Genomic DNA, 22,877 nt, shown 5'->3' on the forward strand with positions numbered 1-22,877 from the left:
GCGATGATTCCGCACGACCTCACCTTCGTCCTCGGCGGCGCGCGCTCGGGCAAGAGCGCGCATGCCGAGCGGCTCGCCGCCGACAGCGGCCTCCCCGTCACCTACATCGCGACCGCGACCGCCGCCGATGCCGAATTCGCGCAGCGCATCGCGCACCATCGCGCGCGCCGGCCGGCCGACTGGGGTTTCGCCGACGCGCCCGTCGATCTCGCCGGCACGCTCGCGCGGCTCGACGATCCGCACGCGTGCCTGCTCGTCGACTGCCTGACGCTGTGGCTCACGAACCTGCTGTGTCCCGCCGACGGTGAACCGCTCGACGACGCGCAGTACGCGGCGCAGGTCGACCGGCTCGAGCACGCGTTGCGCGGCGCGCGCGCGAAGGTGATCGTCGTCAGTAACGAAATCGGGCTCGGCGTCGTGCCGCTCGGGTCGGTCACGCGCCGCTACGTCGACGAACTCGGGCGCCTGAACCAGCGCGTCGCCGCGCTCGCGACGCGAGTCACGCTGCTCGTCGCCGGGCTGCCGCTCGATCTCAAGACGGGCGCACCGTCATGCTGATGCTGTCGCTGCCCGTCGTCGCGATGTTCGCGGTCGCGGCCGCGATCATCGACCGCGCGATCGGCGAACCGGCCGGCTGGCACCCGCTCGTTGCATTCGGCCGCCTCGCCGCGCGTATCGAAGGCGCGCTGAACACGGGCCGGCGCGGCCGCGTGGTCGGCGTCGCCGCGTGGGTCGCGGCGGTCGTGCCGCCGGTCGCCATCGCCGCGTGGCTCACGACCGTGCTGCCGTGGCCGCTCGCGGCCGCGCTGCATATCGCGCTGCTGTGGTTCGCGCTCGGCGCGAAAAGCCTCGCCGACCACGTCGCACCGATCGCTGCCGCCTTGCTGCGGCATGACCTCGGCGCCGCCCGCACGCTGACCGCGCGCATCGTGTCGCGCGACACGAGCGACGCGGACGAAGGCGCGCTGTCGCGCGCGGCCGTCGAATCCGCGCTCGAGAACGGCAACGACGCGATCTTCGGCGCGCTGTTCTGGTTCGTCGTCGCAGGCGGCCCCGGCGCGCTGCTGTTCCGGCTCGCGAACACGCTCGACGCGATGTGGGGCTACCGCACGCCGCGCTTCCTGACCTTCGGCTGGGCCGCCGCGCGCCTCGACGACGCGCTGAACTGGATTCCCGCGCGCCTCACGGCCGCGAGCTACGCACTGCTCGGCGACACGGCCGCCGCATGGCGCTGCTGGCGCACGCAGGCGCGCCACTGGGACAGCCCGAACGCGGGCCCGGTGATGGCCGCCGGCGCCGGCAGCCTGAACGTGCAGCTCGGCGGCCCGGCCATCTATCACGGCGAGATCGAGGACCGTCCCGCGCTCGGCACCGGCGCCACGGCGACCGCCGTCCACATCGTCGCCGCGCTGTCGCTCGTCACGCGCACGCTTGCCCTGTGGCTCGCGCTGCTGGTCGCGAGCGGCGCACTCGCCATGGCCACCCATCATGTCTGACACCCACATCGCTCACGGCGGCAACCTGCATGAAGCCGCGCGCCGCCACGGCATTCCGTACGACACGTGGCTCGACTTGTCGACCGGCATCAACCCGGTCGGCTATCCGGTCCCGCCCGTCCCGGCCGACGCATGGCGCCGGCTGCCCGACGACGGCGACGGCCTCGCGGCCTGCGCCGCGCAGTACTACCATGCGCCCGATTCCGCACACGTGCTGCCGGTTGCCGGCAGCCAGGCGGCCATCCGCGCATTGCCCGCGTTGCTGCCGACCGGCGACGCCGGCGTCGCGGCGCTCGCGTACGGCGAATACGCGCCCGCCTTCGCGCGCCACGGCCATCGCGTCGTCGCGCTCGACATCGACGCGGATACACTGCCTCAAACGCTGCGTCACGTCATCGTCGGGAATCCGAACAATCCGACCGCCGAGTTCGTGCCGGCCGAGCGCCTGCTCGATTGGCACGCGCAACTGGCCGCGCGTGGCGGCACGCTGATCGTCGACGAGGCATTCGCCGATACGGGCGCGACGCGGTCGCTCGCGCCGCACGTCGATCGTCCCGGGCTCATCGTGCTGCGTTCGGTCGGCAAGTTCTTCGGGCTCGCCGGCATCCGCGCAGGCTTCGTGCTCGCCTGTCCTGACCGGATCGTCGCGCTGCGCGACCTGCTCGGCGCATGGACGGTGAGCGGCCCCGCCCGCCACGCGGTCGCCGCGGCGTTCGCCGACCGCGCATGGCAGGCCGCCGCCCGCGACAGGCTCGCGGCCGACGGCGAGCGGCTGGCCGCCTTGCTGCGCGTGCACGGCTTCGCGGTTCGCGCGACCCCGCTCTTCAGCTGGACCGACGATCCGCGCGCTGCAGCACTGCATGCAGCACTCGCGGCGCGCGGGGTCTGGACCCGGCATTTCCCGATACCGTCGAGCGTACGCATCGGTCTGCCGGGGAGCGAAGCGGAATGGCAGCGCCTCGGCGACGCGCTCGCACACTGCGTACCGGCGCTGCAACGGGAATCCGCATGAATCCGTCCATGTTTCGCCGGCGCGCGCCCGTCGCGTTACTGGCCGCGCTCGCTTACGCGCCACTCGTCCACGCCGATGTCACGACACGCGACGACGCCGGCAATACCGTCACGCTGCCGGCGCCCGCGCAGCGGGTAATCAGTCTCGCACCGCACGCCACCGAACTCGTGTACGCGGCCGGCGGCGGAACGAAGCTCGTCGGCACCGTCACGTACAGCGACTATCCACCCGCCGCGCAAGCGATACCGCGCGTCGGCGACAACAAGGCGCTCGATCTCGAGCGAATCGCCGCGCTGAAGCCCGACCTGATCGTCGTCTGGCGGCACGGCAATGCCGAGCGGCAGACCGATGCGCTGCGCGCGCTGCACATCCCGCTGTTCGTCAGCGAACCGAAGCATCTCGACGACGTCTCGTCGTCGCTGCGCCGGCTCGGCACGCTGCTCGGCACGCAAGCGGCTGCCGATGCGGCCGCGGCCGCCTATACGCGCGACATCGCGGCGCTGCGCACGCGTTACTCGGCGCAAGCGCCTGTCACGATGTTCTTCCAGGTGTGGGATCGGCCGTTGATGACGCTCAATGGTGCGCACCTGATCAACGACGTGATCGAGCTGTGCGGCGGCCGCAACGTGTTCGCATCGCTCAAGCCGCTCGTGCCGACCGTCACCGACGAGGCCGTGCTCGCGGCGAATCCGGAGGCGATCGTGACGACCAGTGCGGGTACGACGCGCTCCGACGAACCGCTGCCGAGCCTGGCGCGCTGGCGCACGTGGCCCGCACTGACAGCCGTGGCACGCAACAACCTGTTCGCGATCGACGGCGATCTGCTGACGCGGCCGTCGCCGCGGATCGCGCAGGGCGCGGCCGCGCTGTGCACGGATCTCGATGCCGCGCGTGCGCGGCGGCCGCGCTGATTGCCGGCGACTTGCGCGTTCATCGCGTGCCAGATGCCTGAGACGAGTTGACCGCGCGCTGCATCGTTCACATGCAGTGGCCAGCGCGACTATTCGTCCCAGTGCATCACGTCCCACGTTCGCGTGGCAGCATCCGCGCGCAGCCAGACGACACCCCCAGTCGGTACGGGTCGCGTCAGCAATGTATCGAGCGGCACGCGCAATACATGCGATGCAAACGCACGGATCACGCCCGCATGCGTGACGACCCACTGCGGCCTATCGAACTGCGCCACTGCGTCGACCCGCCCCGCGACCCGCGCGGCAAACCGCGCAACGCTTTCGCCGCCATGTGCACACGCATGCATCAGATCCGCCGCCCACGCATCGAGCGCCGCGCGATCGATATCGTCCCAGCGTCGCATTTCCCACGTGCCGAAATCCATTTCCTGCCAGCCGGCATCGCGCCGCAGCGGCACGTCGCATGCCTGCGCGAGCCGTTCGGCAACCGACGCGCAGCGCGTCAGCGGGCTCGTCCAGACCTGTTCGGGAAGCGGCGCGCGGAGTGCCGACAGATGCGCACGCACGGCCTGCGCGCCGGCGTCGGCAGATGCAGCGAGCGGCACGTCGGTGCGTCCGTAGCAGATGCCCGACTCGACGCCGACGGCCGGATGACGGATCAGGACGACGTCCATCCGAGCACCACGAGATAGATCGCCAGTTCGCACAGTTGCTGCGTGAAGCCGAGACAGTCGCCCGTATAGCCGCCGATCCGCTTCACGAAATAGCGGGCGGCCCACGCGCGCACGAGCACGAGCGCCACGCATGCGGCGACGCCCATGCGCCAGTCGGGCCAGAACAGCCAGGGCAATCCGAACAGCGCCGCGACGCATGCCGCGCGTGCGCCCATTCGTTGCGCGACCGGCTTCGCCTTGCCTTCGGGCCGCACGTAGTCGAGCGTCATCAGCAAGCTCACCGCTGCCGCTCGGCTCGCCGCGTGCGCGGCGATCATCGTCCACGCGGCACGCAACGGCAGCATGGACGCGAGCGCCTGCCATTTCACGCCGAGCGAGATCACGAGCGCGACCGCACCGAACGTGCCGATCCGCGAGTCGTGCATGATGCGCAGCACGTCGTCGCGCGTATAGCCGCCGCCGAACGCATCGCAGCTGTCGGCCAGGCCGTCCTCGTGGAAGGCGCCCGTTGCGAGCAGTGTCGCGGCCATCGACAACCCGACCGCGATCGACGGGGGCAGCGCGCGCAGCGCGGCGAGATAGACGAGCGCACCCCACGCGCCGACACATGCGCCGACGAGCGGGAAATAGCGCGCGGCCTGGTCGAGATCGCCGGCCACGTAGCCGATCGAGCGCGGCACCGGCACACGCGTGAAATAGCCGAGCGCGACGAAGAAGTAACGCAGTTCGGCCTGCACGCCGCGCGCGCGATCAGGCGTCACGATTGTCGACGCCGGCGGATTCGAAGCTCGCCATCTCCGTGAGGAATGCGGCTGCCGCCCGCACGAGTGGCAGCGCGAGCGCGGCGCCCGTGCCTTCGCCGAGCCGCAGGTCCAGCGCGAGCAGCGGCTTCGCGCCGAAATGCTCGAGCATGCGCCGGTGCCCGGCCTCGTGCGACGTATGCGAGAACACGCAGTAGTCGCGCACGCCGGGCGCGATCCGTTCGGCAACCAGCAGCGCGGCCGTCGCGATGAAGCCGTCGACGAGGATCGTCATCCGCTCGCTCGCGGCCGCGAGATACGCGCCCGTCATCATCGCGATCTCGAAGCCGCCGAACGTCGCGAGCACATCGAGCGGCGCAATCGCGTGCGAGTGCTTGACGAGCGCACGGCCGAGCACCGCGCGCTTGTGCGCGAGGCCCTGGTCGTCGAGGCCCGTGCCACGCCCGACGCACGCGTCGATCGGCACGCCGAGCAGGCGGCTCATCAGGCACGCGGCCGACGACGTGTTCGCGATCCCCATCTCGCCGAAACCGATCACGTTCGTGCCGAGCGACGCATGCAAGCGCACGCGCGCCGCGCCGGCCGCGAGCGCCGTCATCGCCTCGTCGCGCGTCATCGCCGGCTCCGCCGCGAAGTTGCGCGTCCCGCGCGCGACCGGCAGCGACACCAGCCGGTCGGACAGTGGCAGCGGCGACGCAACACCCGCATCGACGATCTCGAGCGTGCTCTGCGCGACGCCGGAGAACGCGTTGATCGCCGCGCCGCCGGCGAGGAAGTTCGCGACCATCTGCGCGGTCACCGCTTGCGGATAAGGACTCACGCCCTCGGCGGCGATCCCGTGATCGCCGGCAAATACGATCATCACGGGACGCTGCACGACCGGCCGCTCGGTGTGCTGGATCAGGCCGACCTGCAACGCGATCGCCTCGAGCTGGCCGAGGCTGCCGGGCGGCTTGGTCTTGTGGTCGATCACGTGCTGCAGGCGCTTGCGCAACACATCGTCGAGCGGCGCGATCGCGGGCGGGAAGGGGGTCGGGGTCGTCATCGAAAAGCCGTATCGTTGGCGCGGTATGCGCCGCGCATCGGAAAAGGAAAGATCATTGTCGCTCGGGCCACGCCGGCAGCAGCGCATCGCGGCCGTTCTCGCGGATCAGCACGAGCGGATAACCGAACGCATCGGTCGCGCGCTCGGGCGTCAGCACGTCGTGCACGGGGCCGGCCCACGCGTGGCCGCGGCCGTCGAGCAACAGCGCATGCGTCGCGAAACGCCGCGCGAGATTCAGATCATGGCACGAGAACAGCACCGTGCGCGGGCCCGCGTCGAGCCAAGCGGCCAGCGCGGTCAGGCAATCGATCTGGTGATGCAGGTCGAGATGGGCGAGCGGCTCGTCGAGCAGCATCGACGGCGCGTCCTGGCACAGCGTCGCGGCCAGCGCGACGCGCTGCCGCTCGCCGCCCGACAGCGACAGCACGTCACGCGACGCGAGCGCGGTCAGGTCGAATGTCGCCAGCGCATCGCGCGCGGCCGCGCGGTCGCCGTCGCGCTCCCAGCCCCAGCCGCCGAGATACGGAAAGCGGTTGAGCAGCGCCGTGTCGAACACTGTCGCGCTGAATGCGTCGTGCAGTTGCTGCGGCATCAGCGCGCGACGCTGCGCAAGCTGCTCGGGTGGCCACGCGGCAAGCGGCCGGCCGTCGACCTCGACGTGTCCGCCGGCCGGCGGCTGCAGCCCCGCGAGGGTCGCGAGCAGCGTCGTCTTGCCCGCGCCGTTCGGCCCGGCGACACACCAGATCTCGCCGGGACGAAACACCTGGGTGAAGCCGTCGAGCAGCGTACGCGCGCCGGCCTTCAGCGTCAGGCCGACGGCCGCGTAGTTCATGTCGCCGGCCGTGGCGTGCAGTGCGGCCCCCGTCATCGCATCGGCCTCCTCAACAACATCCACAGGAACACCGGCACGCCGATCAGCGCGGTCATCACGCCGACCGGCAGTTGCGCGGGCGCGATCACCGTGCGTGCGAGCAGGTCGGCCGCCATCACGCCGCCGCCGCCCGCGAGCATCGCGGCCGGCAGCAGCATTCGCTGGTCATTGCCGAAGGCGAGCCGCAGCGCGTGCGGCACGACGAGGCCGACGAAGCCGATCGTGCCGGCCGTCGTCACCGCTGCCGCGGCGGCCAGCGACGCGACGAGATAGATCCGCACGCGCAGGCGCGCAACGGGCACGCCGAGCGCGAGCGCGGTCGCGTCGCCGCGCAGCAGCACGTTCAGTTGCGGCGCGGCCGGCAGCGCGACGCAGGCGGCCACCAACAGCGCCCCCCACGCGAACCACGGCGCAGTCACGCCGTTCAGGTCGCCGGTCAGCCAGAAGATGATCCCGCGCAGCCGTGCATCGGGCGCGAGCGACAGCAGCAGCGTGACGAGTGCGCCCCACCCTGCCGCGATCACGACGCCCGTGAGCAGCAACCGCGGCGACGCATCGCGCGATTCGCCGCGCCACAGCTCGCGGCGCGCGAGACCGAGCACGAGCGCGACCGACACGAGCGAGCCGGCGAACGCCGACGCATCGACGAGCCACCACGCGCCACCCGCGATCATCGCGACGAGCGCGAAGCCGGCCGCGCCACCCGACACGCCGAGCACGTACGGCTCCGCGAGCGGATTGCGCAACAGTACCTGCAACAGTGCACCGGCCAGCGCGAGCAGCGCGCCGCACGCGAAGCCCGCGAGCGCGCGCGGCAGGCGCAGCGTGCGGACGATATCGGCGAACAGCGCGTCGCCGCCATGCGGCACGAGCGACGCGAGCGCCTGCCATGGCGACATCGGCACGCTGCCGATCGACAGCGACGCGACGAACAGCAACGCGACCGCCGCAGCCAGCGCGGTCCAGATCGCGGTGGCGCGCGCGGCGCTCATGCCGCGCACGGCGCCGCACACGACGTGCGGCGCACCCGCTTGCGGCAGCGGGCCGGTCGTGACGTGAGCGCCGCGCGGACGATTGGGGTCAGCATCGAAGAAGATTCCGTGAAGCATTGCGCGCCCCGCCTCCCCGCAGGCCGCGCGTCACGAAGCCCGTGCGGGCTCCCCGTCTCGGCCGGTATCCGGGCTGGCGGCGGTCCGGCTCGCCTTCCCGCGCGATCACGCGCAGTGGCCCGCGTCCGCATGCAGGACCTGCACGCGAAACGCGCCCGAGCCGGCCTGCGTCACGAGACGCGGCCGCTTACCGTTGCGGGGGCAGCGCAGGTTGGCGGGCTTCCGGCGCCCGCGCCCTGCTTCCCGTTTAACCGCGCGTTCCACGCGCGAGCACCGAGGCGGCGCCAGTTTAGGAGCGGGTCGCGCGAGCGTCAAGGAAGCGTCCGGACACGCACGGGACGCGCTGATTCGCGGCAAGAAGCAGGGGTGTTACGACTGGAAACGTTACAGATGTCGGATTGCGCGTTATTCCGCGCTAAAATGCTGGGTCTTTAGAGGACGCAGCAAATGCTCAACGAACTCGAAACCCTATCTCAAAATATTGGCCGTCTGATTTCGCTGAACAAGCGCTATCACTCGGAACGGCTCGCGCTCGAGGAGCAGGTCGCGCAATTGCGCGCGGATGCGGACACTGTCCGCGCGGAACTCGCGCAACTGCGCGACGAACGCGATGCACTTGCGGCCGAGCGTGACACGCTGTCGGCAAAGATCGACGACGCCCAGGTGAAACTGAACGCGATTCTCGAAAAGCTGCCGCGCTCGAAAAGTGTGGAGCAAGCCGACAACCAGCTCGACCTGCTGGATGCGCAGGCGCGTACGGATGGCGATGACGCGGCCAGCCACGGAGAACATGCATGAGCACCAAGCAGATCGAAGTCTCGATTCTCGGTCAGGCCTATCGGCTCGCCTGCTCGGCCGAGACCGAAGCGGCGCTGCTCGAAGCGGTCGCGCGCGTCGACGCCGAAATGTCGAAAATCCGCTCGAACAGCTCGGTACGCGGCACCGATCGCATCGCCGTGATGGCGGCGCTGTCGCTGGCGTCCGAATTGCTGCGACTGCAAACGAGCGTGCGGCACGGTGAAGCATTTCCGGCGGAGGAAATCCGTCGTACAATGCACCAGATGAACGAACAGCTCGGCGCGGTGCTCGCACAGCACGAGACGCAGTAACGTTTTAATCGATGCGTCGATTCCCCTTGATCTCGGCGATCAACGGTGGTCAAATTGGCGCATCGAATCACAGTTCAGTCAGCTTCCCTGCCTGGTTCGCCAAGGTCATATATTCCTTGAACCAATGCCATGTGCACGGTTGCGGAAATTTGTAGCACGGGCGCGCGCGTCACTCTGTCTGATGTACCCGAAGTGCTGCTAACTGCGACCAATTCTGAACCTCAGGTTCAGGATGCCGGCCTAGCGGCCAAGGCGGGGGCCTATCCAACGGCATCGGGAACTCCCGATGCCGTTTCCTTTTGCAACAGCCCTTTCTGCGTCGATCACGATCCATGCAATACTGGCTGATGAAGTCCGAACCGGACGAAGCAAGCATCGACGATCTCGCCAACGCACCGCAGCGCTCGCTGCCGTGGACCGGCGTGCGCAACTATCAGGCGCGCAATTTCATGCGCGACACGATGAAGATCGGCGACGGCGTGCTGTTCTATCACTCGAGCTGCCCCGAGCCGGGCATCGCGGGTCTCGCCGAAGTGTCGTCGACGCCCTACCCCGACCCCACGCAGTTCGATCCGAAAAGCCCCTATTACGACCCGAAGTCGACTCAGGAAGCACCGCGCTGGCTGCTCGTCGACGTGCGCTTCGTGAAGAAGTCGCCGCTCGTGCCGCTCGCGGCGCTGCGCGAACACGACGAACTCGCCGACATGCGCGTGCTCGCGCGCGGCAATCGGCTGTCGATCACGCCGGTCACGCGCGCCGAATGGCGCTTCATCACCGAAAAGCTGATGAAGTAGGCGCGCGCCAAAGGTCAAATCTGGTCAGTACGCGCCGCCGGCACGGAACTCGCGGCACTGTCGCGCGGCCTAAGCAACCGCTGTCGGCCGATCAGGCCGGCTGTCGTTTTTTCGTCGCGCGGTACGCCCGCGTCGTGCACGCGCAATCCGCGTGCACGCCCTCGCACAAGGAGTCCAACAATGACCAAGAAATCCGCACTCGCGCTGTCGCTCGCCCTTGCCGCCGCCGTTCCCGTCGCGCTGACGCTCGCGTCGACCGCCGCGCACGCGCAAACCGCGAACCCGCACTTTCCGGAGCCGGCAGGCGTGCTGTCGCTGTCGTCGCAGGCCAGCGCGGACGTGCCGCAGGACATCATCCACATCACGCTGTTCTACGAGCAGCAGGCCAAGGATCCGGGCAGCCTCACCGCGCAATTGAACCAGCGCGCCGATGCAGCGCTGTCGCAGGCAAAGGGCATATCGGGCGTCACCGCGCACACGGGCGCATTCTCCGTGTACCCGAGCACCGATCGTGACGGCAAGATCTCCGCATGGCGCGGTCGTACTGAAGTGGCGCTCGAATCACGCGATTTCGCTGCCGCGTCGAAGCTTGCGGGCCAGTTGTCGAACCTGATGCAGGTCGCGAACGTCGAGTTCTCGCTGTCGCCCGAAGCGCAGCGCGCGGCCGAGCAAAAGCTGACGACCGAAGCGATCAAGTCGTTCCGCGCCCGGGCCGATGAAGCCGCGAAAGCATTCGGTTACGGCAGCTACACGATCCGCGACGTGAACGTCGGCGGCGGCCGCAACGTACAGCCGTACCCGCGCATGATGGCGATGGCCGCGGCGCCGATGGACAGCGCGAAGATGAGCGCACCGATCGCGGTCGAAGGCGGCAAGGCCACCGTGTCGGTCACCGTCAACGGCTCCGTGCAGATGAAGTAACGCGCAGCGCACGGCAGTCCGAAATGAAAAACGCCGGCCCGAGGGCCGGCGTTTTGTTTACCTGCATGGTCCCGATGCACGCGCCGATCGCACGTGCATCGGCATCGCATCACGCCGCGGCATTCGCCGCGCGGCGGCGATACGCCCAGACCATCAGCGCGACGCCCGCGAGGATCATCGGCAGCGACAGCCACTGCCCCATCGACAGGCCGAGCGCGAGCAGGCCGAGGAAGTCGTCGGGCTCGCGCGCGAACTCGACCGTGAAGCGTGCGAGGCCATAGCCGATCAGGAACAGCGCGGACACGGCACCCATCGGCCGCGACTTGCGCGCGAAGAAGAACAGCGCGAAGAACAGCGCGATGCCTTCGAGCGCGATTTCATAGAGCTGCGACGGATGGCGCGGCAGCATCTGGTATTGCATGAACACGTCGGCAAGATGCCACTTCTCGACGAGCTCCGGATGCTTCGGCAACCATGCCGCATCGTCGCGCATCGCGCCCGGGAACAGCATCGCCCACGGTGCCGAAGGATCGGTCACGCGGCCCCACAGCTCACCGTTGATGAAGTTGCCGAGCCGGCCGGCCGCGAGCCCGGTCGGCACCATCGGCGCGACGAAATCGGTGACCTGCAGCCAGTGACGCTTGCGCTGCCACGCGAACAGCATCATCGCGAGCGTCACGCCGAGGAAACCGCCGTGAAACGACATGCCGCCCTCCCACACCTTGAATACGTCGAGCGGATGCGAGAAGTAGAAATCGGCCTTGTAGAACAGCACATAGCCGAGCCGGCCGCCGAGCACGGTGCCGAGCACACCGTAGAACATCATGTCGTCGATGTCCTTCGCGGTCCAGCCTTGCGCCGCGACGTGCGGCAGCTTCAGCCGGATCCGGCCGACGACGATCGCCGCGATGAAGCCGACGAGATACATGAGCCCGTACCAGCGCACGGCCAGCGGCCCGAGATGGATCGCAACGGGGTCGAAATTCGGGTGAATGATCATGGGTTAGCGAAGAAGTTTTCGAATGCGGTACGGCCGTCGCAAACGCGCAGCACCGCGCGTTGGACGACACCGGCGCGTCATCGTTCACGTCACGTGGCGAGGCCCTGCGCGCGCACGACGTCGATGAAGCCGGCCAGCACAGGGCTCACGTCACCGGTGCGCCACACGAGGCCGGTCTCGACGACCGGTGCGTGATCGGCAAGCGGCCGGTAGACCACGCCGGTGCGCCGCAGGTTACGCAGCGATTGCGGCACCAGTGCGACGCCCATGCCGGCCGACACGAGGCTGACGATCGTCTGCATCTGGATCGCCTCCTGGCCGATATGCGGCGTTTCCCCCGCCGCGCCGTAGCAGCCCGTAATGATGTCATAAAAGCCGGGCGCCAAACGACGCGGAAAGATCACGAGCGGCAACGCGGCAACCTCGGCGAGACGGACGGGCTCGTCTTCCGGTGCATCGCTCGCTGCCGCCGGCATCGCCACCATCAGCGGCTCGCGCATGACGGGCAGGTACGACAGCCCGGCCGCGTGGCGCGGCGGCACGGGCGGAATGACGAGCCCCGCGTCGATGCGGCCCGCGACGAGCTCGTCGATCTGCACGTCGCTCGTCGCCTCCGTGAGTTGCAGCCGCACCTGCGGATAGCGCGCGCCGAACGCACGCAGCAGCGTAGGCAGCAGCCCGTAATCGGCGGTCGACACGAACGCGAGCGACAGCGAGCCAGCCTCGCCGCGCGCGAGCCGTCGCGCAAGCGGCGGCAACGCATCGGCCGATGCGAGCAGCCGGCGCACGTCGGGCAGCAGCGCCGCCCCGACTGCCGTCAACGCCACCGAGCGCTTGGTGCGCGCGAACAGCGCGACGCCGAGCGCATCCTCGAGCGCACGGATCGCCTGCGACAGCGGCGGCTGCGTCATCGACAGGCGTTCGGCCGCGCGGCCGAAATGGCGCTCGTCGGCGACGGTCACGAAATAGCGCCACTGGCGCAGGTCGGGAGTCGGATCGGCCATGGCTCTCTCATTCGAAAAACGACTTAATTAGCGACAAATAATATATTGGACATCCCAATCCGGACACTCCATCCTTGATTGATCCGAACCGGCTCGCCGCTCGACGGCGTTGCCCAGACAACGATGGAGTCCCCCATGGCTTACAACCGTCGCTCGAAGCACATCACGCAAGGCGTGGCCCGCTCGCCGAACCGCTCGATGTATTACGCCCTCGGCTACCAGAAGGACGATTTCGACAAGCCGATGATCGGCATCGCGAACGGCCATTCGACGATCACGCCGTGCAATTCCGGCCTGCAACGCCTGTCGGACGCGGCCGTCGCGGCCGTGAAGGCGGCCGACGCGAACCCGCAGATCTTCGGCACGCCGACGATTTCGGACGGCATGTCGATGGGCACCGAAGGCATGAAGTACTCGCTCGTGTCGCGCGAGGTGATCGCCGACTGCATCGAGACCTGCGTGCAGGGGCAATGGATGGACGGCGTGGTGGTCGTCGGCGGCTGCGACAAGAACATGCCGGGCGGGATGATCGCGCTCGCGCGCCTGAACGTGCCGGGCATCTACGTGTACGGCGGCACGATCCGCCCCGGCAACTGGAAAGGCCGGGACCTGACGATCGTGTCGTCGTTCGAGGCCGTCGGCGAATTCACCGCGGGCCGCATGTCGCAGGAGGATTTCGAAGGCGTCGAGCAGAACGCCTGCCCGACGTCGGGGTCGTGCGGCGGGATGTACACCGCGAACACGATGAGCTCGTCGTTCGAGGCGCTCGGGATGTCGCTGCTGTACTCGTCGACGATGGCGAACCCCGACCAGGAGAAGGTCGATTCGGCCGCCGAATCGGCACGCGTGCTCGTCGAGGCCGTGAAGCGCGACCTGAAGCCGCGCGACATCATCACGAAGGAAGCGATCGAGAATGCAGTGTCGGTGATCATGGCGACGGGCGGCTCGACCAATGCGGTGCTGCACTATCTCGCGATCGCGCACGCGGCCGAGGTCGACTGGACGATCGAGGACTTCGAGCGCATCCGCAAGCGCGTGCCCGTGATCTGCGACCTGAAGCCGTCGGGGAAGTACGTCGCGACCGACCTGCACCGGGCCGGCGGGATTCCGCAGGTGTTGAAGATCCTGCTCGACGCGGGGCTGCTGCATGGCGACTGCATGACGATCACCGGCCGCACGATCGCCGACGAACTGAAGGACGTGCCGAGCGTGCCGCGCGCGGACCAGGACGTGATCTTTCCGATCGACCGCGCGCTGTACAAGGAAGGCCACCTCGCCATCCTGAAGGGCAATCTCGCGGAAGACGGCGCGGTCGCGAAGATCACCGGCCTGAAGAACCCGGTGATCACGGGCCCGGCACGTGTGTTCGACGATGAGCAGAGCGCGATGGATGCGATTCTCGGCGACCGGATCCGTGCCGGCGACATCCTCGTGCTGCGCTACCTCGGCCCGAAGGGCGGCCCCGGCATGCCGGAAATGCTCGCGCCGACGTCGGCGATCATCGGCAAGGGGCTCGGCGAATCGGTCGGCTTCATCACGGACGGCCGCTTCTCGGGCGGGACCTGGGGGATGGTGGTCGGCCACGTCGCGCCCGAGGCGTTCGTCGGCGGCACGATCGCGCTCGTGCAGGAAGGCGACTCGATCACGATCGACGCGCACCGGCTGCTGCTGCAGTTGAACGTCGACGACGCGGAACTCGCGCGCCGCCGCGCCGCATGGCAACAGCCGGCGCCGCGCTACACGCGCGGCGTGCTCGCGAAATTCGCGGCGCTCGCCCGCCCGGCGAACAAGGGCGCCGTCACGGGTTGATCCGGGCACGTCAAGACATGCGACCCCGATAAACATGGCCGCCGGGGGGAACGCGCAAAACGCGCTTTCCCTTTGCTTCTATAATGCGCGGACCATGTAGCCGGCCGTCCCCGCCGGCGGAGAACCGCATGAAACACTCGATATTGCGCGTCCTGCTCGCCACACTGCTGATCGGCAGCGGGCCAGCGGCGCGCGCCGACCAGGCCGACGGGCTCGCGCTGGCTCAGCGCAAGAACTGCATGGCCTGCCACGCGATCGGCAAGCCGCTGATGGGCCCGTCGTTCCGCGACGTCGCCGGCAAGTATGCGGCGCGCGGAGACGCCGTCGACTACCTTGCCCAATCGATCGTGAAAGGCAGCGTCGGCGTATGGAGCAGCGTGCCGATGCCCGCCAATACGCAACTGACGAATACCGAAGCCCACACGCTCGCGCAATGGGTGCTGTCGGTGCGCTGAACCGGGCGCCCCGGGCGGAATCGCCCACCTGCCGGATTCCACCGACTGGCGGACATGCCCCGGCTTAACGGTGCAATGCCTCGCCGGCAGCTTCACCGGCTTTTACTGGAATCGCACCCCGTTTTCACCGGAATGCCCATTGTGCTTAGCCGGAATGACCGGCGCGGCGGCGGGCGATCTCTTCGTCGACCGCGTCGCGAACCCAGTCCATCACCTCGGTTTCCAGCGCCAGCGCCACTTCGCGCGTGATCTGGCCGACCAGCCAGGCCGAATGCTCATGCAACGCGTCGCGACAGCGGGCTTCGATCGCGTCGCGCCCTTCCCCCGTCAGATAGTTCGTCAGGCGATTGCGCAGACGCTCGGCGATGTGCTGCGCATCTTCCGGTGTCAGCCCGGCTGCGGCCTGCGCTTCCGGCTGCAGCGCGGCGGCCGGTACGACGGCCTCCGGCATGTGCGCTTCACGCGCGTGCCCCACCGCCTCATGCGCCACCGCTGCGAACGCGGGTAGCGGCACTTCGTCGTCGGCCAGCGACGATTGCAGCGGCGCACTCATTGCCGTCGAATCTTCGGCGACCACGTGCTCCACGGCGCCGGGTTGGGCCGGCGCATCGGTCTCGCCCATCGCGGCCGCGGCAGCCGTTGCCACGTCGCCCGGCAGTTCGACCGCCGGCACGTGCGGCGTCGGCACGCATTCGACCACGACGGAATCGGGGTCAAATTCACTTTGCCTGGAATCGGCCGGTGCCGCCTCTGCGGCGTGCGGCGCGACCACATCGGTGAGCACCGGAATCGCCGCGCCGGCGGGCGGCTGCGGCGCGTCGGGCGCAGACGCGGGCGAGCGCGCCGGCACCGGCTTGCCCGGCACCAGCACGTCGGTCAGCGTCGGGATCGAGGATGAATCGGCTTCGGTCACGGGAACACTCCGTTGACGGTTGCGGCTAGCTGCCCTGCTTGTAGTTGTTCAGTGCATAGCCGCGGTCGCGGTAGAACCGGTAGCGGTCGCGGCCCGCGGCCAGCTCGTCCGGCGCATTGCCGACCACTTCGAGCAGGCGCTCGAAGCGGGCGAACTGCGCGGGCACGGCTGCGCCGAGGTTCAGCAGCACGTGATGATGCGGCGCGCGGTCGAGATCCGCGGCCAGCACGATCGGCGTGCCGGCTGCGTGCTCGCTGTCGACACCGCAATGCGGGATGAAATCGAGCGGCGAGAACGTCCAGAGCCGCTCGTCGAGCGCGCGCAGGCGCGCGGGCTCGGCGAGCACGACGACCGGCTGCCCGGCCAGGTAAGCCTTGCGCAGCAGCCGGCACGCGTACGCGAGCGAATCGCCGACGTTCGAGTGGAAATCGATCCGCGTCATTGCCCGCGCACCCGCAGCGTCGTCCACACCGCCATCACTGGCCGGCGCGGTCGATCAGGAACTGCGCGAGCAACGGCACCGGACGGCCCGTCGCACCCTTCGCCGCACCACCCTTCCATGCGGTGCCCGCGATGTCGAGGTGGGCCCACGGATAGCTCTCGGTGAAGCGCGACAGGAAGCACGCGGCCGTCACGGCGCCGGCCGGGCGCCCGCCGATGTTCGCGAGATCCGCGAAATTCGACTTCAGCTGGTCCTGGTACTCGTCGTCGAGCGGCATGCGCCATGCCGGGTCGTTCGCTTCGCGCGACGCGTCGAGCAGTTCGCCCGCGAGCGCGTCGTTGCTCGAGAACAGGCCGCTGTTGTGGCCGCCCAGCGCGATCACGCACGCGCCCGTCAGCGTGGCAACGTCGATCACGGCGGCCGGCTTGAATCGTTCGGCATACGTGAGCGCATCGCACAGGATCAGACGGCCTTCGGCGTCGGTGTTCAGCACCTCGATCGTCAGGCCCTTCATGCTGGTGACGATGTCGCCCGGTTTCGTCGCGTTGCCGCCCGGCATGTTCTCGCAGGTCGGCACGATCGCGACGACGTTGATCTTCAGGCCCATCTCGGCGACCGCACGCATCGTGCCCAGCACGGAACCCGCGCCGCACATGTCGTACTTCATCTCGTCCATGCCCTCGCCCGGCTTCAGCGAGATGCCGCCCGTGTCGAACGTGATGCCCTTGCCGACCAGCACGACCGGCGCGGCCTTCGCGGCGGCGCCCTGGTAGTGCAACACGATGAACTGCGGCGGCTCGACCGACGCGCGCGCGACCGACAGGAACGAGCCCATCTTCAGCGCCTGGATCTGCTTGAGCCCGAGCACTTCGGCCTTCAGGCCCCAATCCTTCGCGATCTTCTTCGCGGTGTTGCCGAGGTAGGTCGGCGTGCAGACGTTGCCCGGCAGGTTGCCGAGGTCGCGGGTGAGATCCATCCCGTTCGCGAGCGCGACGGCCTGCTTGACCGCGACCTTCGCGGCCTTTTCGTCGGACGGATCGACGCTGAACACGACGCGCTTGAGCGTGTGCGACGCCGGCTCCGGCTTGCTCTTCATCTGCGTGAAGCGGTAGGTCTCGTTGCGCAGCGCGAGGATTGCCGCGCGCACGCCCCAGTCGGAGCTGCGCTCGTCGACCGGCAGTTGCGCGAGCGTGAACGTGACCTGGACGACCTTGGTCGCCAGCAGCGCGCGCCATGCGGCCGTCACGGCATCGTTATAGGCTTTCTGATTGAAAGCATCCTGCTTGCCGAGGCCGACGAGCAGCACGCGCGACGCGCCGATGCCCGACACTTCGTGCAGGAACAGCGTCTTGCCGCGCTTGCCGTCCATGTCGCCGGCCTTGATCACGCGCGAAATCAGCCCCTTGGTGGCCGTGTCGATGTCGAGCGCCGCGCCCGACAGGGTCTGCGCCTCGAAGACGCCGAGCACGATGCAATCGGACTTCCCGGTCAGGAACCCCTTCGCCTCGCCTTTGCTCCAATCACAGCCTTTTATGCTAAAGTCCATCGCGCTTGTCCTCGGATAAAATCTGGGCTAAGGATGAAAGCCGCAATTATCCGCTATTTTTCCCGTGGCGGCGCGAGCGCTCCACCACGCGTGCGCAGCCTCCCGCCCTCTTCTCATCAAGAATGATCTTCGAACGCTCCCTCCAGCGCGAGCTTGCGTATACGGCTGGCGCCGTGTTCATGGTGCTGCTCACGATCATGCTCACGACGATGATGATCCGCATCGTCGGCTACGCCGCGTCCGGTGAAATCGATCCGCGGGACGTCCTCGTGCTGATCGGCCTCACCGTGATCGGCTACCTCGCCGTGATGCTCGTCGTCACGCTGTTCGTGTCAATCCTGTTCGTGCTGACCCGGTGGTACCGGGACTCCGAAATGGTCGTGTGGCTCGCGTCGGGCGTGAGCCTCACGCGCCTCATCAAGCCGATCGGCGTGTTCGCCACGCCGATCATCCTGCTGATCGCCTTCTTCGCGTTCGTTGGGTGGCCGTGGTCGAACCAGCAAAGCAAGATGATCAAGGCGCGCTTCCAGCAGCGCGACGAGATCTCGCTGCTCGCGCCGGGCCAGTTCCGCGAATCGGCCTCGAACCACCGCGTGTTCTTCATCGAGAAGATGACGCCCGACCAGAGCAAGGTGCAGAACGTGTTCGTGACCTCGACCGAGAACGGCAAGGTCAACGTGGTCGTGTCGCAGACGGGGCACACGGAAACGCGCGACGGCAGCCGCTTCGTCGTCCTGGAGGACGGCCGCCGCTACGACGGCACGCCCGGCCAGCCGAACTTCAAGATCATGGAGTTCGAGCGCTACGGCGTGAAGATCACGAGCACCCCGGTCACCAACGTGCAGACCACCAACAGCACGCCGACGCCGGACCTGCTGCGCACCCCGACGAAAGACAACCTCGCGGAATTCGCGTGGCGCGCGGGGCTGCCGCTGATCGCGATCAACCTGATGGTGCTCGGCATTCCGCTGTCGTACCAGAACCCGCGCCGCAGCCGCACGATCAACCTCGTGATGGCCGTGCTGATCTACCTCACGTACTCGAACCTGCTGAACGTGGTGCAGTCGCAGATCGAGCAGGGCAAGATGTCGTTCGGCGTCGGGCTCGTTGGCCTGCATCTGGTCGTCGCGGTGATCGTCGCGTTCATCTTCTGGTTGCGCGTGCGCAATCGTCCGCTGTTTACACGCGCGCTGTTCGGCCGCTCGGGAGCATGATCGATGCGGCTCTATGAAAAGTACTTCGCGCGACAGATCTACGTCACGTTCGTCTTCATCCTGTTCGCGTTCTCGGGCCTGTTCTTCTTCTTCGACCTGATCAGCGAACTGAACTCGGTCGGGCACGGCAACTACAAGTTCGGCTACGCGGTGCTGCGCGTCGCGCTGCAGACTCCGTCGCGCTTCTACGAAATCATCCCGGTCGCCGCGCTGATCAGCGCGATCTACGTGTTCGCGCAGATGGCCGCGAACTCGGAATTCACGATCTTCCGCGTGTCGGGCCTCGCGACCAACCAGGCGCTGCGCTCGCTGCTGAAGATCGGCGTGCCGCTCGTGATCGTCACCTACCTGATCGGCGAATTCGTCGGCCCGTACGCCGACCAGCTGTCCGAACGCGTGCGGCTGCAGGCGCTCGGCGCGTCGGTGTCGTCGAACTTCCAGTCGGGCGTGTGGGTGAAGGACACGCTCGCGGCCCGTGAAAACGGCGAGCAGGTCACGCGCTTCGTCAACGTCGGCAGCCTGTCGCCCGACTCGACGATCAGCAACGTGCGCATCTACGAATTCGATTCGAAATTCCAGCTGCGCAACGTGCGGATCGCGCAGACGGGCCGCTACGAGCCGCCCGGCCACTGGCTGCTGAAGGGCGTCAACGAAACCGAGCTGACGCCGATCAAGCCGATCAGCGGCCAGCCGGCCGACGCACTGAACCCCGTTTACCGGTCGCAGCAGGTCTCGCTGCCCGAATACCGGCTGCGCTCGGACCTGACGCCGCAGATCCTGTCGGTGCTGCTCGTGTCGCCGGATCGCATGTCGATCATCAACCTGTTCCGCTACATCCAGCATTTGCACGAGAACCAGCAGGACACGCAGCGCTACGACATCGCCTTGTGGCGCAAACTGCTGTATCCGTTCGCGGTGTTCGTGATGCTCGTGCTGTCGCTGCCGTTCGCGTACCTGCACACGCGTGCGGGCGTGGTCGGCGTGAAAGTGTTCGGCGGTATCATGCTCGGCATGAGCTTCCAGCTCCTCAATACGCTGTTCTCGCACATCGGCACGCTGAACACGTGGCCCGCGCCGCTCACCGCGGCGACGCCGGGCCTGATCTATCTCGCGCTCGGCCTGTTCGCGCTCAAGTGGGTCGACCGGCACTGAGCGCCGCGTCACGACGGAGGCTTCGACATGAGTTCGCACGGCATCGTCCTGTTCGGCCACGGCGCCCGTGACCCGCGCTGGGCCGAGCCGTTCGAGCGGCTCGCCGCGCGGCTGCGCGGCGCCCCCTCCTCCGCTGCACACGTGTCGCTCGCGTTCCTCGAACTGATGACGCCGTCGCTCGGCGACGCCGTCGCCGAGCAGGTCGCGGCCGGCTGCACGCACATCACCGTGGTGCCCGTGTTCTTCGGCCAGGGCGGCCATGTCCGCCGCGACCTGCCGCAGCTCGTCGACGCATGCCGGGCCGTGCATCCGGGTGTCGAGATCCGCTGCGCGACGGCCGTCGGCGAAGACGACGGCGTGCTCGACGCGATCGCGCGCTACTGCATCGACCAGATCGGCGACGGCGCGTAAATCACGAGTCACGGCCCACAAAGAAAAAGCGCCGGCTTCCGCCAGCGCTTTTTTCGTTTGGGACTCCAGCCGGATTCCGCTCAGGCCGCATTTCGCATCGGATCGCCCGCTTTCGCCTGCCCGGCGCGCTCGGCGAATGCATCGCCGATCATCAGCAAGCTCGGTTCCGCGGGATCGAGCCACGCCTGTGCGTCACCCGCCGCCATCTGTGCGAGCGTCAACGTCAGCGTGCGCTCGCGCGCGGTGCTGCACGCCTCGACGATCGCCACGGGCGTTGTTGGCGCACGGCCCGCGTCGATCAGTTCCTGCGCGATGCCGGGCGCGCTGTCGCGGCCCATGTAATAGACCATCGAATCGGCGCGCGCGGCTTCGCGAATCTCGTCGCTGCCCGGCGCGCGGCTGTGGGTCGCGAACGCGACGCTGCGCGACACGCCGCGCAACGTCAGCGAACGCTTCAGCGTCGCCGCCCCGGCCAGCGCCGCGGTGATGCCCGGCACGACCTCGTAGTCGATGCCGGCCGCTTCCAGCGCGCGCATCTCCTCTTCGGCACGACCGAACAACATCGGGTCGCCACCCTTCAGCCGGACGACACACGCATGCTCGCGTGCCGCATCGACGATCTGCTTGTTGATGAAGTGCTGCGCGGTCGAGCGCTGCCCGCAGCGCTTGCCGACGGCGATCCGGTGCGCATTCGGCGCGTAGTCGAGCATCGCGGGCTCGACGAGCGCGTCGTGCAGCACGACGTCCGCCTGCTCGAGCAGCCGCGCGCCGCGCACCGTGATGAGGTCGGCCGCGCCCGGCCCTGCTCCAATCAGATACACCTTGCCCATGTTTGTCGCTTCGCCTTCCAGCGGGCGTCGGCTCCGGCCCGCGCCGCCGCGAAGCGGCGCGGTTGCCCGGTTACGCCGAGAACGCCCGGATCATCCCAGCGGCGACCGTGTGATGCGTCGCCTCGTCGATCAGCACGAACGCACCGGTACCCGGATGCGCGTCGTACGTGTCGCACACGATCGGCTTCTGCAGCGTCAGCGCGACGCGACCGATGTCGTTCATCTTCAGATCGTGACGGTCGGTCGCGTGCGACAGCGTGTGCACGTCGAGCACCTGCTTGACGCCGCCGATCTTCGCGAACACCGTGCTGGTGGTCTGCTTCAGCAGGTACTTGCGCTGTGGCGACAGCGGCGTCTCGTCGAACCAGCACAGATCGGCTTCGAGCTTCTTCGCCGGCTCGACCGGCTCGGCGGACGTGACGAACATGTCGCCGCGCGACACGTCGACGTCTTCCGCGAGGCGGATCGTCACGGTCTGGCCCGCGGACGCGTGCGGCACGGACGCGGTGCCGCCCGGCACCGGCGCGACGATCTCGGCGATCGTGGCCGTGCGGTTCGACGGCAGCACGACGATCTCGTCGCCGACCTTCACTTCGCCCGACTCGATACGGCCCATGTAGCCGCGGAAATCGTCGGCCGAACTGCCGTCCTGGCGCGCGACCCACTGCACCGGGAAGCGCAGCGCGTCATGCGCCTGCGTCTCGACCGGCAGCGATTCGAGCACGTCGAGCAGCGGTTCGCCCGCGTACCACGGCATGCGCTCGCTCGCGCCGACGATGTTGTCGCCCTTCAGCGCCGACACCGGCACGAAGCGCACGTCGCTCAGGCCGAGCTGCTTCGCCAGCGTGACGTAGGCGTCGCGGATCTCGTTGAAGCGCGCTTCGCTGTAGTCGACCAGGTCCATCTTGTTGATCGCGACGATCACGTGCTGCAGCCCGAGCAGCTTCACGATCGCGCTGTGGCGCTTGGTCTGCGGCAGGAGTTGCACGACGCCGTTCTCGACCGAGATGCGCGTCGCGTCGATCAACACGATCGCCGCGTGCGCGGTCGATGCGCCCGTCACCATGTTGCGCGTGTACTGCTCGTGGCCCGGCGTATCGGCGATGATGAACTTGCGCTTCGCGGTCGCGAAGTAGCGGTACGCGACGTCGATCGTGATGCCCTGTTCGCGCTCGGCTTCGAGGCCATCGGTCAGCAGCGCGAGGTCGAGCTCGTCGCCGACCGTGCGCTTGTTCTTCGCACGCGACAGCGCGGACAGCTGGTCGGACAGCACGGCCTTGCTGTCGTACAGCAGGCGGCCGATCAGCGTGCTCTTGCCGTCGTCGACGCTGCCTGCGGTAATGAAGCGCAGCACGCCGAGGTCTTCGGTGTTCTCGATGATGCTCATGATGTGAATGT

25 protein-coding genes, 1 other RNA gene and 1 riboswitch are annotated in these 22,877 nt (G+C 68.3%); of the genes, 14 read left to right on the forward strand and 12 right to left on the reverse strand.

Going from position 1 to position 22,877, the window contains the following annotated elements; all coding sequences use genetic code 11:
* Nucleotides 1–3 precede the first annotated feature (3 nt).
* Genes cobU through CFB50_RS13575 form a run of 4 tightly spaced genes read left to right on the forward strand, consistent with a single transcriptional unit; the run spans nt 4 to nt 3,419 of the window.
* A complete protein-coding gene (gene cobU, locus CFB50_RS13560) occupies nt 4–558 on the forward strand; it encodes a bifunctional adenosylcobinamide kinase/adenosylcobinamide-phosphate guanylyltransferase (RefSeq protein ID WP_089446217.1) in 555 nt (184 codons plus the stop codon).
* The gene (gene cbiB / locus CFB50_RS13565; RefSeq protein WP_089446218.1) at nt 552–1,496 is read left to right on the forward strand and encodes an adenosylcobinamide-phosphate synthase CbiB; all 945 of its coding nucleotides are present in this window, start codon (nt 552–554) and stop codon (nt 1,494–1,496) included. Before cobU ends, cbiB begins: the two co-directional genes overlap by 7 nt.
* Nucleotides 1,489–2,508: a threonine-phosphate decarboxylase CobD gene (cobD, locus tag CFB50_RS13570; RefSeq protein ID WP_089446219.1), complete on the forward strand. Its 1,020-nt coding sequence runs from the start codon at nt 1,489–1,491 to the stop codon at nt 2,506–2,508. The genes cbiB and cobD overlap by 8 nt, the downstream gene beginning before the upstream one ends.
* Nucleotides 2,505–3,419 (forward strand): cobalamin-binding protein, encoded by a 915-nt coding sequence (locus tag CFB50_RS13575; RefSeq protein WP_089446220.1) that lies wholly within the window; start codon nt 2,505–2,507, stop codon nt 3,417–3,419. Before cobD ends, CFB50_RS13575 begins: the two co-directional genes overlap by 4 nt.
* An 89-nt stretch (nt 3,420–3,508) precedes the next feature.
* Here CFB50_RS13575 and cobC read toward each other — a convergent pair whose 3' ends face one another.
* Genes cobC through CFB50_RS13600 form a run of 5 tightly spaced genes read right to left on the reverse strand, consistent with a single transcriptional unit; the run spans nt 3,509 to nt 7,879 of the window.
* Nucleotides 3,509–4,093 carry an alpha-ribazole phosphatase gene (gene cobC / locus CFB50_RS13580; protein ID WP_089446221.1) on the reverse strand — a complete coding sequence of 195 codons (585 nt, stop codon included), beginning with the start codon at nt 4,091–4,093 and terminating at the stop codon, nt 3,509–3,511.
* A complete protein-coding gene (locus CFB50_RS13585) occupies nt 4,078–4,854 on the reverse strand; it encodes an adenosylcobinamide-GDP ribazoletransferase (RefSeq protein ID WP_089446222.1) in 777 nt (258 codons plus the stop codon). Before CFB50_RS13585 ends, cobC begins: the two co-directional genes overlap by 16 nt.
* A complete protein-coding gene (gene cobT / locus CFB50_RS13590) occupies nt 4,844–5,899 on the reverse strand; it encodes a nicotinate-nucleotide--dimethylbenzimidazole phosphoribosyltransferase (protein WP_089446223.1) in 1,056 nt (351 codons plus the stop codon). The genes CFB50_RS13585 and cobT overlap by 11 nt, the downstream gene beginning before the upstream one ends.
* Before the next feature lie 52 nt (nt 5,900–5,951).
* Nucleotides 5,952–6,767 (reverse strand): ABC transporter ATP-binding protein, encoded by an 816-nt coding sequence (locus CFB50_RS13595; protein WP_089446224.1) that lies wholly within the window; start codon nt 6,765–6,767, stop codon nt 5,952–5,954.
* Nucleotides 6,764–7,879, reverse strand: a complete 1,116-nt coding sequence (locus CFB50_RS13600) for a FecCD family ABC transporter permease (RefSeq protein WP_089446225.1) — start codon at nt 7,877–7,879, stop codon at nt 6,764–6,766. Before CFB50_RS13600 ends, CFB50_RS13595 begins: the two co-directional genes overlap by 4 nt.
* A 42-nt stretch (nt 7,880–7,921) precedes the next feature.
* Nucleotides 7,922–8,172, reverse strand: a riboswitch (cobalamin riboswitch).
* Between the two features lie 154 nt (nt 8,173–8,326).
* Here CFB50_RS13600 and CFB50_RS13605 point away from each other — a divergent pair.
* The 5 genes from CFB50_RS13605 (at nt 8,327) to CFB50_RS13625 (ending at nt 10,703) form a co-directional block, all read left to right on the forward strand.
* A complete protein-coding gene (locus CFB50_RS13605; RefSeq protein WP_089446226.1) occupies nt 8,327–8,677 on the forward strand; it encodes an ATPase in 351 nt (116 codons plus the stop codon).
* Nucleotides 8,674–8,988 carry a cell division protein ZapA gene (locus CFB50_RS13610; protein ID WP_011352906.1) on the forward strand — a complete coding sequence of 105 codons (315 nt, stop codon included), beginning with the start codon at nt 8,674–8,676 and terminating at the stop codon, nt 8,986–8,988. Before CFB50_RS13605 ends, CFB50_RS13610 begins: the two co-directional genes overlap by 4 nt.
* Before the next feature lie 81 nt (nt 8,989–9,069).
* Nucleotides 9,070–9,251: non-coding RNA, 6S RNA (gene ssrS, locus CFB50_RS13615), on the forward strand.
* Between the two features lie 69 nt (nt 9,252–9,320).
* Nucleotides 9,321–9,782, forward strand: coding sequence for an EVE domain-containing protein (locus CFB50_RS13620; RefSeq protein WP_006478090.1), 462 nt, complete (start codon nt 9,321–9,323; stop codon nt 9,780–9,782).
* 180 nt (nt 9,783–9,962) lie between these two features.
* Nucleotides 9,963–10,703 (forward strand): SIMPL domain-containing protein, encoded by a 741-nt coding sequence (locus CFB50_RS13625; protein WP_089446227.1) that lies wholly within the window; start codon nt 9,963–9,965, stop codon nt 10,701–10,703.
* Nucleotides 10,704–10,812: 109 nt separating this feature from the next.
* Here the strand turns inward: CFB50_RS13625 and lgt are convergent, their stop codons facing one another.
* Together lgt and CFB50_RS13635 are read right to left on the reverse strand one after the other, a co-directional pair.
* Entirely contained in the window at nt 10,813–11,703 is an 891-nt protein-coding gene (lgt, locus tag CFB50_RS13630) for a prolipoprotein diacylglyceryl transferase (protein ID WP_089440814.1), read from the reverse strand.
* An 89-nt stretch (nt 11,704–11,792) separates the two neighbouring features.
* Nucleotides 11,793–12,707: a LysR substrate-binding domain-containing protein gene (locus CFB50_RS13635; RefSeq protein WP_089446228.1), complete on the reverse strand. Its 915-nt coding sequence runs from the start codon at nt 12,705–12,707 to the stop codon at nt 11,793–11,795.
* A 135-nt stretch (nt 12,708–12,842) separates the two neighbouring features.
* Here CFB50_RS13635 and ilvD point away from each other — a divergent pair, with 135 nt between their 5' ends.
* Nucleotides 12,843–14,516: a dihydroxy-acid dehydratase gene (gene ilvD / locus CFB50_RS13640; protein WP_069248623.1), complete on the forward strand. Its 1,674-nt coding sequence runs from the start codon at nt 12,843–12,845 to the stop codon at nt 14,514–14,516.
* Between the two features lie 128 nt (nt 14,517–14,644).
* On the forward strand, nt 14,645–14,971 hold the full coding sequence (locus tag CFB50_RS13645) for a c-type cytochrome (protein ID WP_089446229.1): 327 nt from the start codon (nt 14,645–14,647) through the stop codon (nt 14,969–14,971).
* Nucleotides 14,972–15,116: 145 nt separating this feature from the next.
* On the opposite strand, the gene CFB50_RS13650 is transcribed toward CFB50_RS13645, so the two are convergent.
* From CFB50_RS13650 to CFB50_RS13660, 3 genes are read right to left on the reverse strand one after another with little or no spacing between them, the layout of a single operon-like run.
* Nucleotides 15,117–15,884: a DUF2486 family protein gene (locus tag CFB50_RS13650; protein ID WP_089446230.1), complete on the reverse strand. Its 768-nt coding sequence runs from the start codon at nt 15,882–15,884 to the stop codon at nt 15,117–15,119.
* 25 nt (nt 15,885–15,909) lie between these two features.
* Nucleotides 15,910–16,326, reverse strand: coding sequence for a DNA polymerase III subunit chi (locus CFB50_RS13655; RefSeq protein WP_039368072.1), 417 nt, complete (start codon nt 16,324–16,326; stop codon nt 15,910–15,912).
* Nucleotides 16,327–16,360: 34 nt separating this feature from the next.
* Entirely contained in the window at nt 16,361–17,872 is a 1,512-nt protein-coding gene (locus tag CFB50_RS13660; RefSeq protein ID WP_089446231.1) for a leucyl aminopeptidase, read from the reverse strand.
* 122 nt (nt 17,873–17,994) lie between these two features.
* On the opposite strand from CFB50_RS13660, the gene lptF reads away from it, so the two are divergent.
* Genes lptF through CFB50_RS13675 form a run of 3 tightly spaced genes read left to right on the forward strand, consistent with a single transcriptional unit; the run spans nt 17,995 to nt 20,649 of the window.
* Nucleotides 17,995–19,086, forward strand: a complete 1,092-nt coding sequence (gene lptF / locus CFB50_RS13665) for an LPS export ABC transporter permease LptF (RefSeq protein WP_089446232.1) — start codon at nt 17,995–17,997, stop codon at nt 19,084–19,086.
* Between the two features lie 3 nt (nt 19,087–19,089).
* On the forward strand, nt 19,090–20,238 hold the full coding sequence (gene lptG / locus CFB50_RS13670; protein ID WP_089446233.1) for an LPS export ABC transporter permease LptG: 1,149 nt from the start codon (nt 19,090–19,092) through the stop codon (nt 20,236–20,238).
* A 27-nt stretch (nt 20,239–20,265) separates the two neighbouring features.
* Nucleotides 20,266–20,649, forward strand: coding sequence for a sirohydrochlorin chelatase (locus tag CFB50_RS13675; protein WP_089446234.1), 384 nt, complete (start codon nt 20,266–20,268; stop codon nt 20,647–20,649).
* Between the two features lie 80 nt (nt 20,650–20,729).
* On the opposite strand, the gene cobA is transcribed toward CFB50_RS13675, so the two are convergent.
* Nucleotides 20,730–21,479 carry a uroporphyrinogen-III C-methyltransferase gene (cobA, locus tag CFB50_RS13680; RefSeq protein WP_089446235.1) on the reverse strand — a complete coding sequence of 250 codons (750 nt, stop codon included), beginning with the start codon at nt 21,477–21,479 and terminating at the stop codon, nt 20,730–20,732.
* Between the two features lie 70 nt (nt 21,480–21,549).
* Entirely contained in the window at nt 21,550–22,866 is a 1,317-nt protein-coding gene (locus tag CFB50_RS13685; protein ID WP_089446236.1) for a sulfate adenylyltransferase subunit 1, read from the reverse strand.
* Nucleotides 22,867–22,877: the final 11 nt, after the last annotated feature.

Source organism: Burkholderia sp. AU33423 (assembly GCF_002223135.1).
Classification (GTDB): domain Bacteria; phylum Pseudomonadota; class Gammaproteobacteria; order Burkholderiales; family Burkholderiaceae; genus Burkholderia; species Burkholderia lata_D.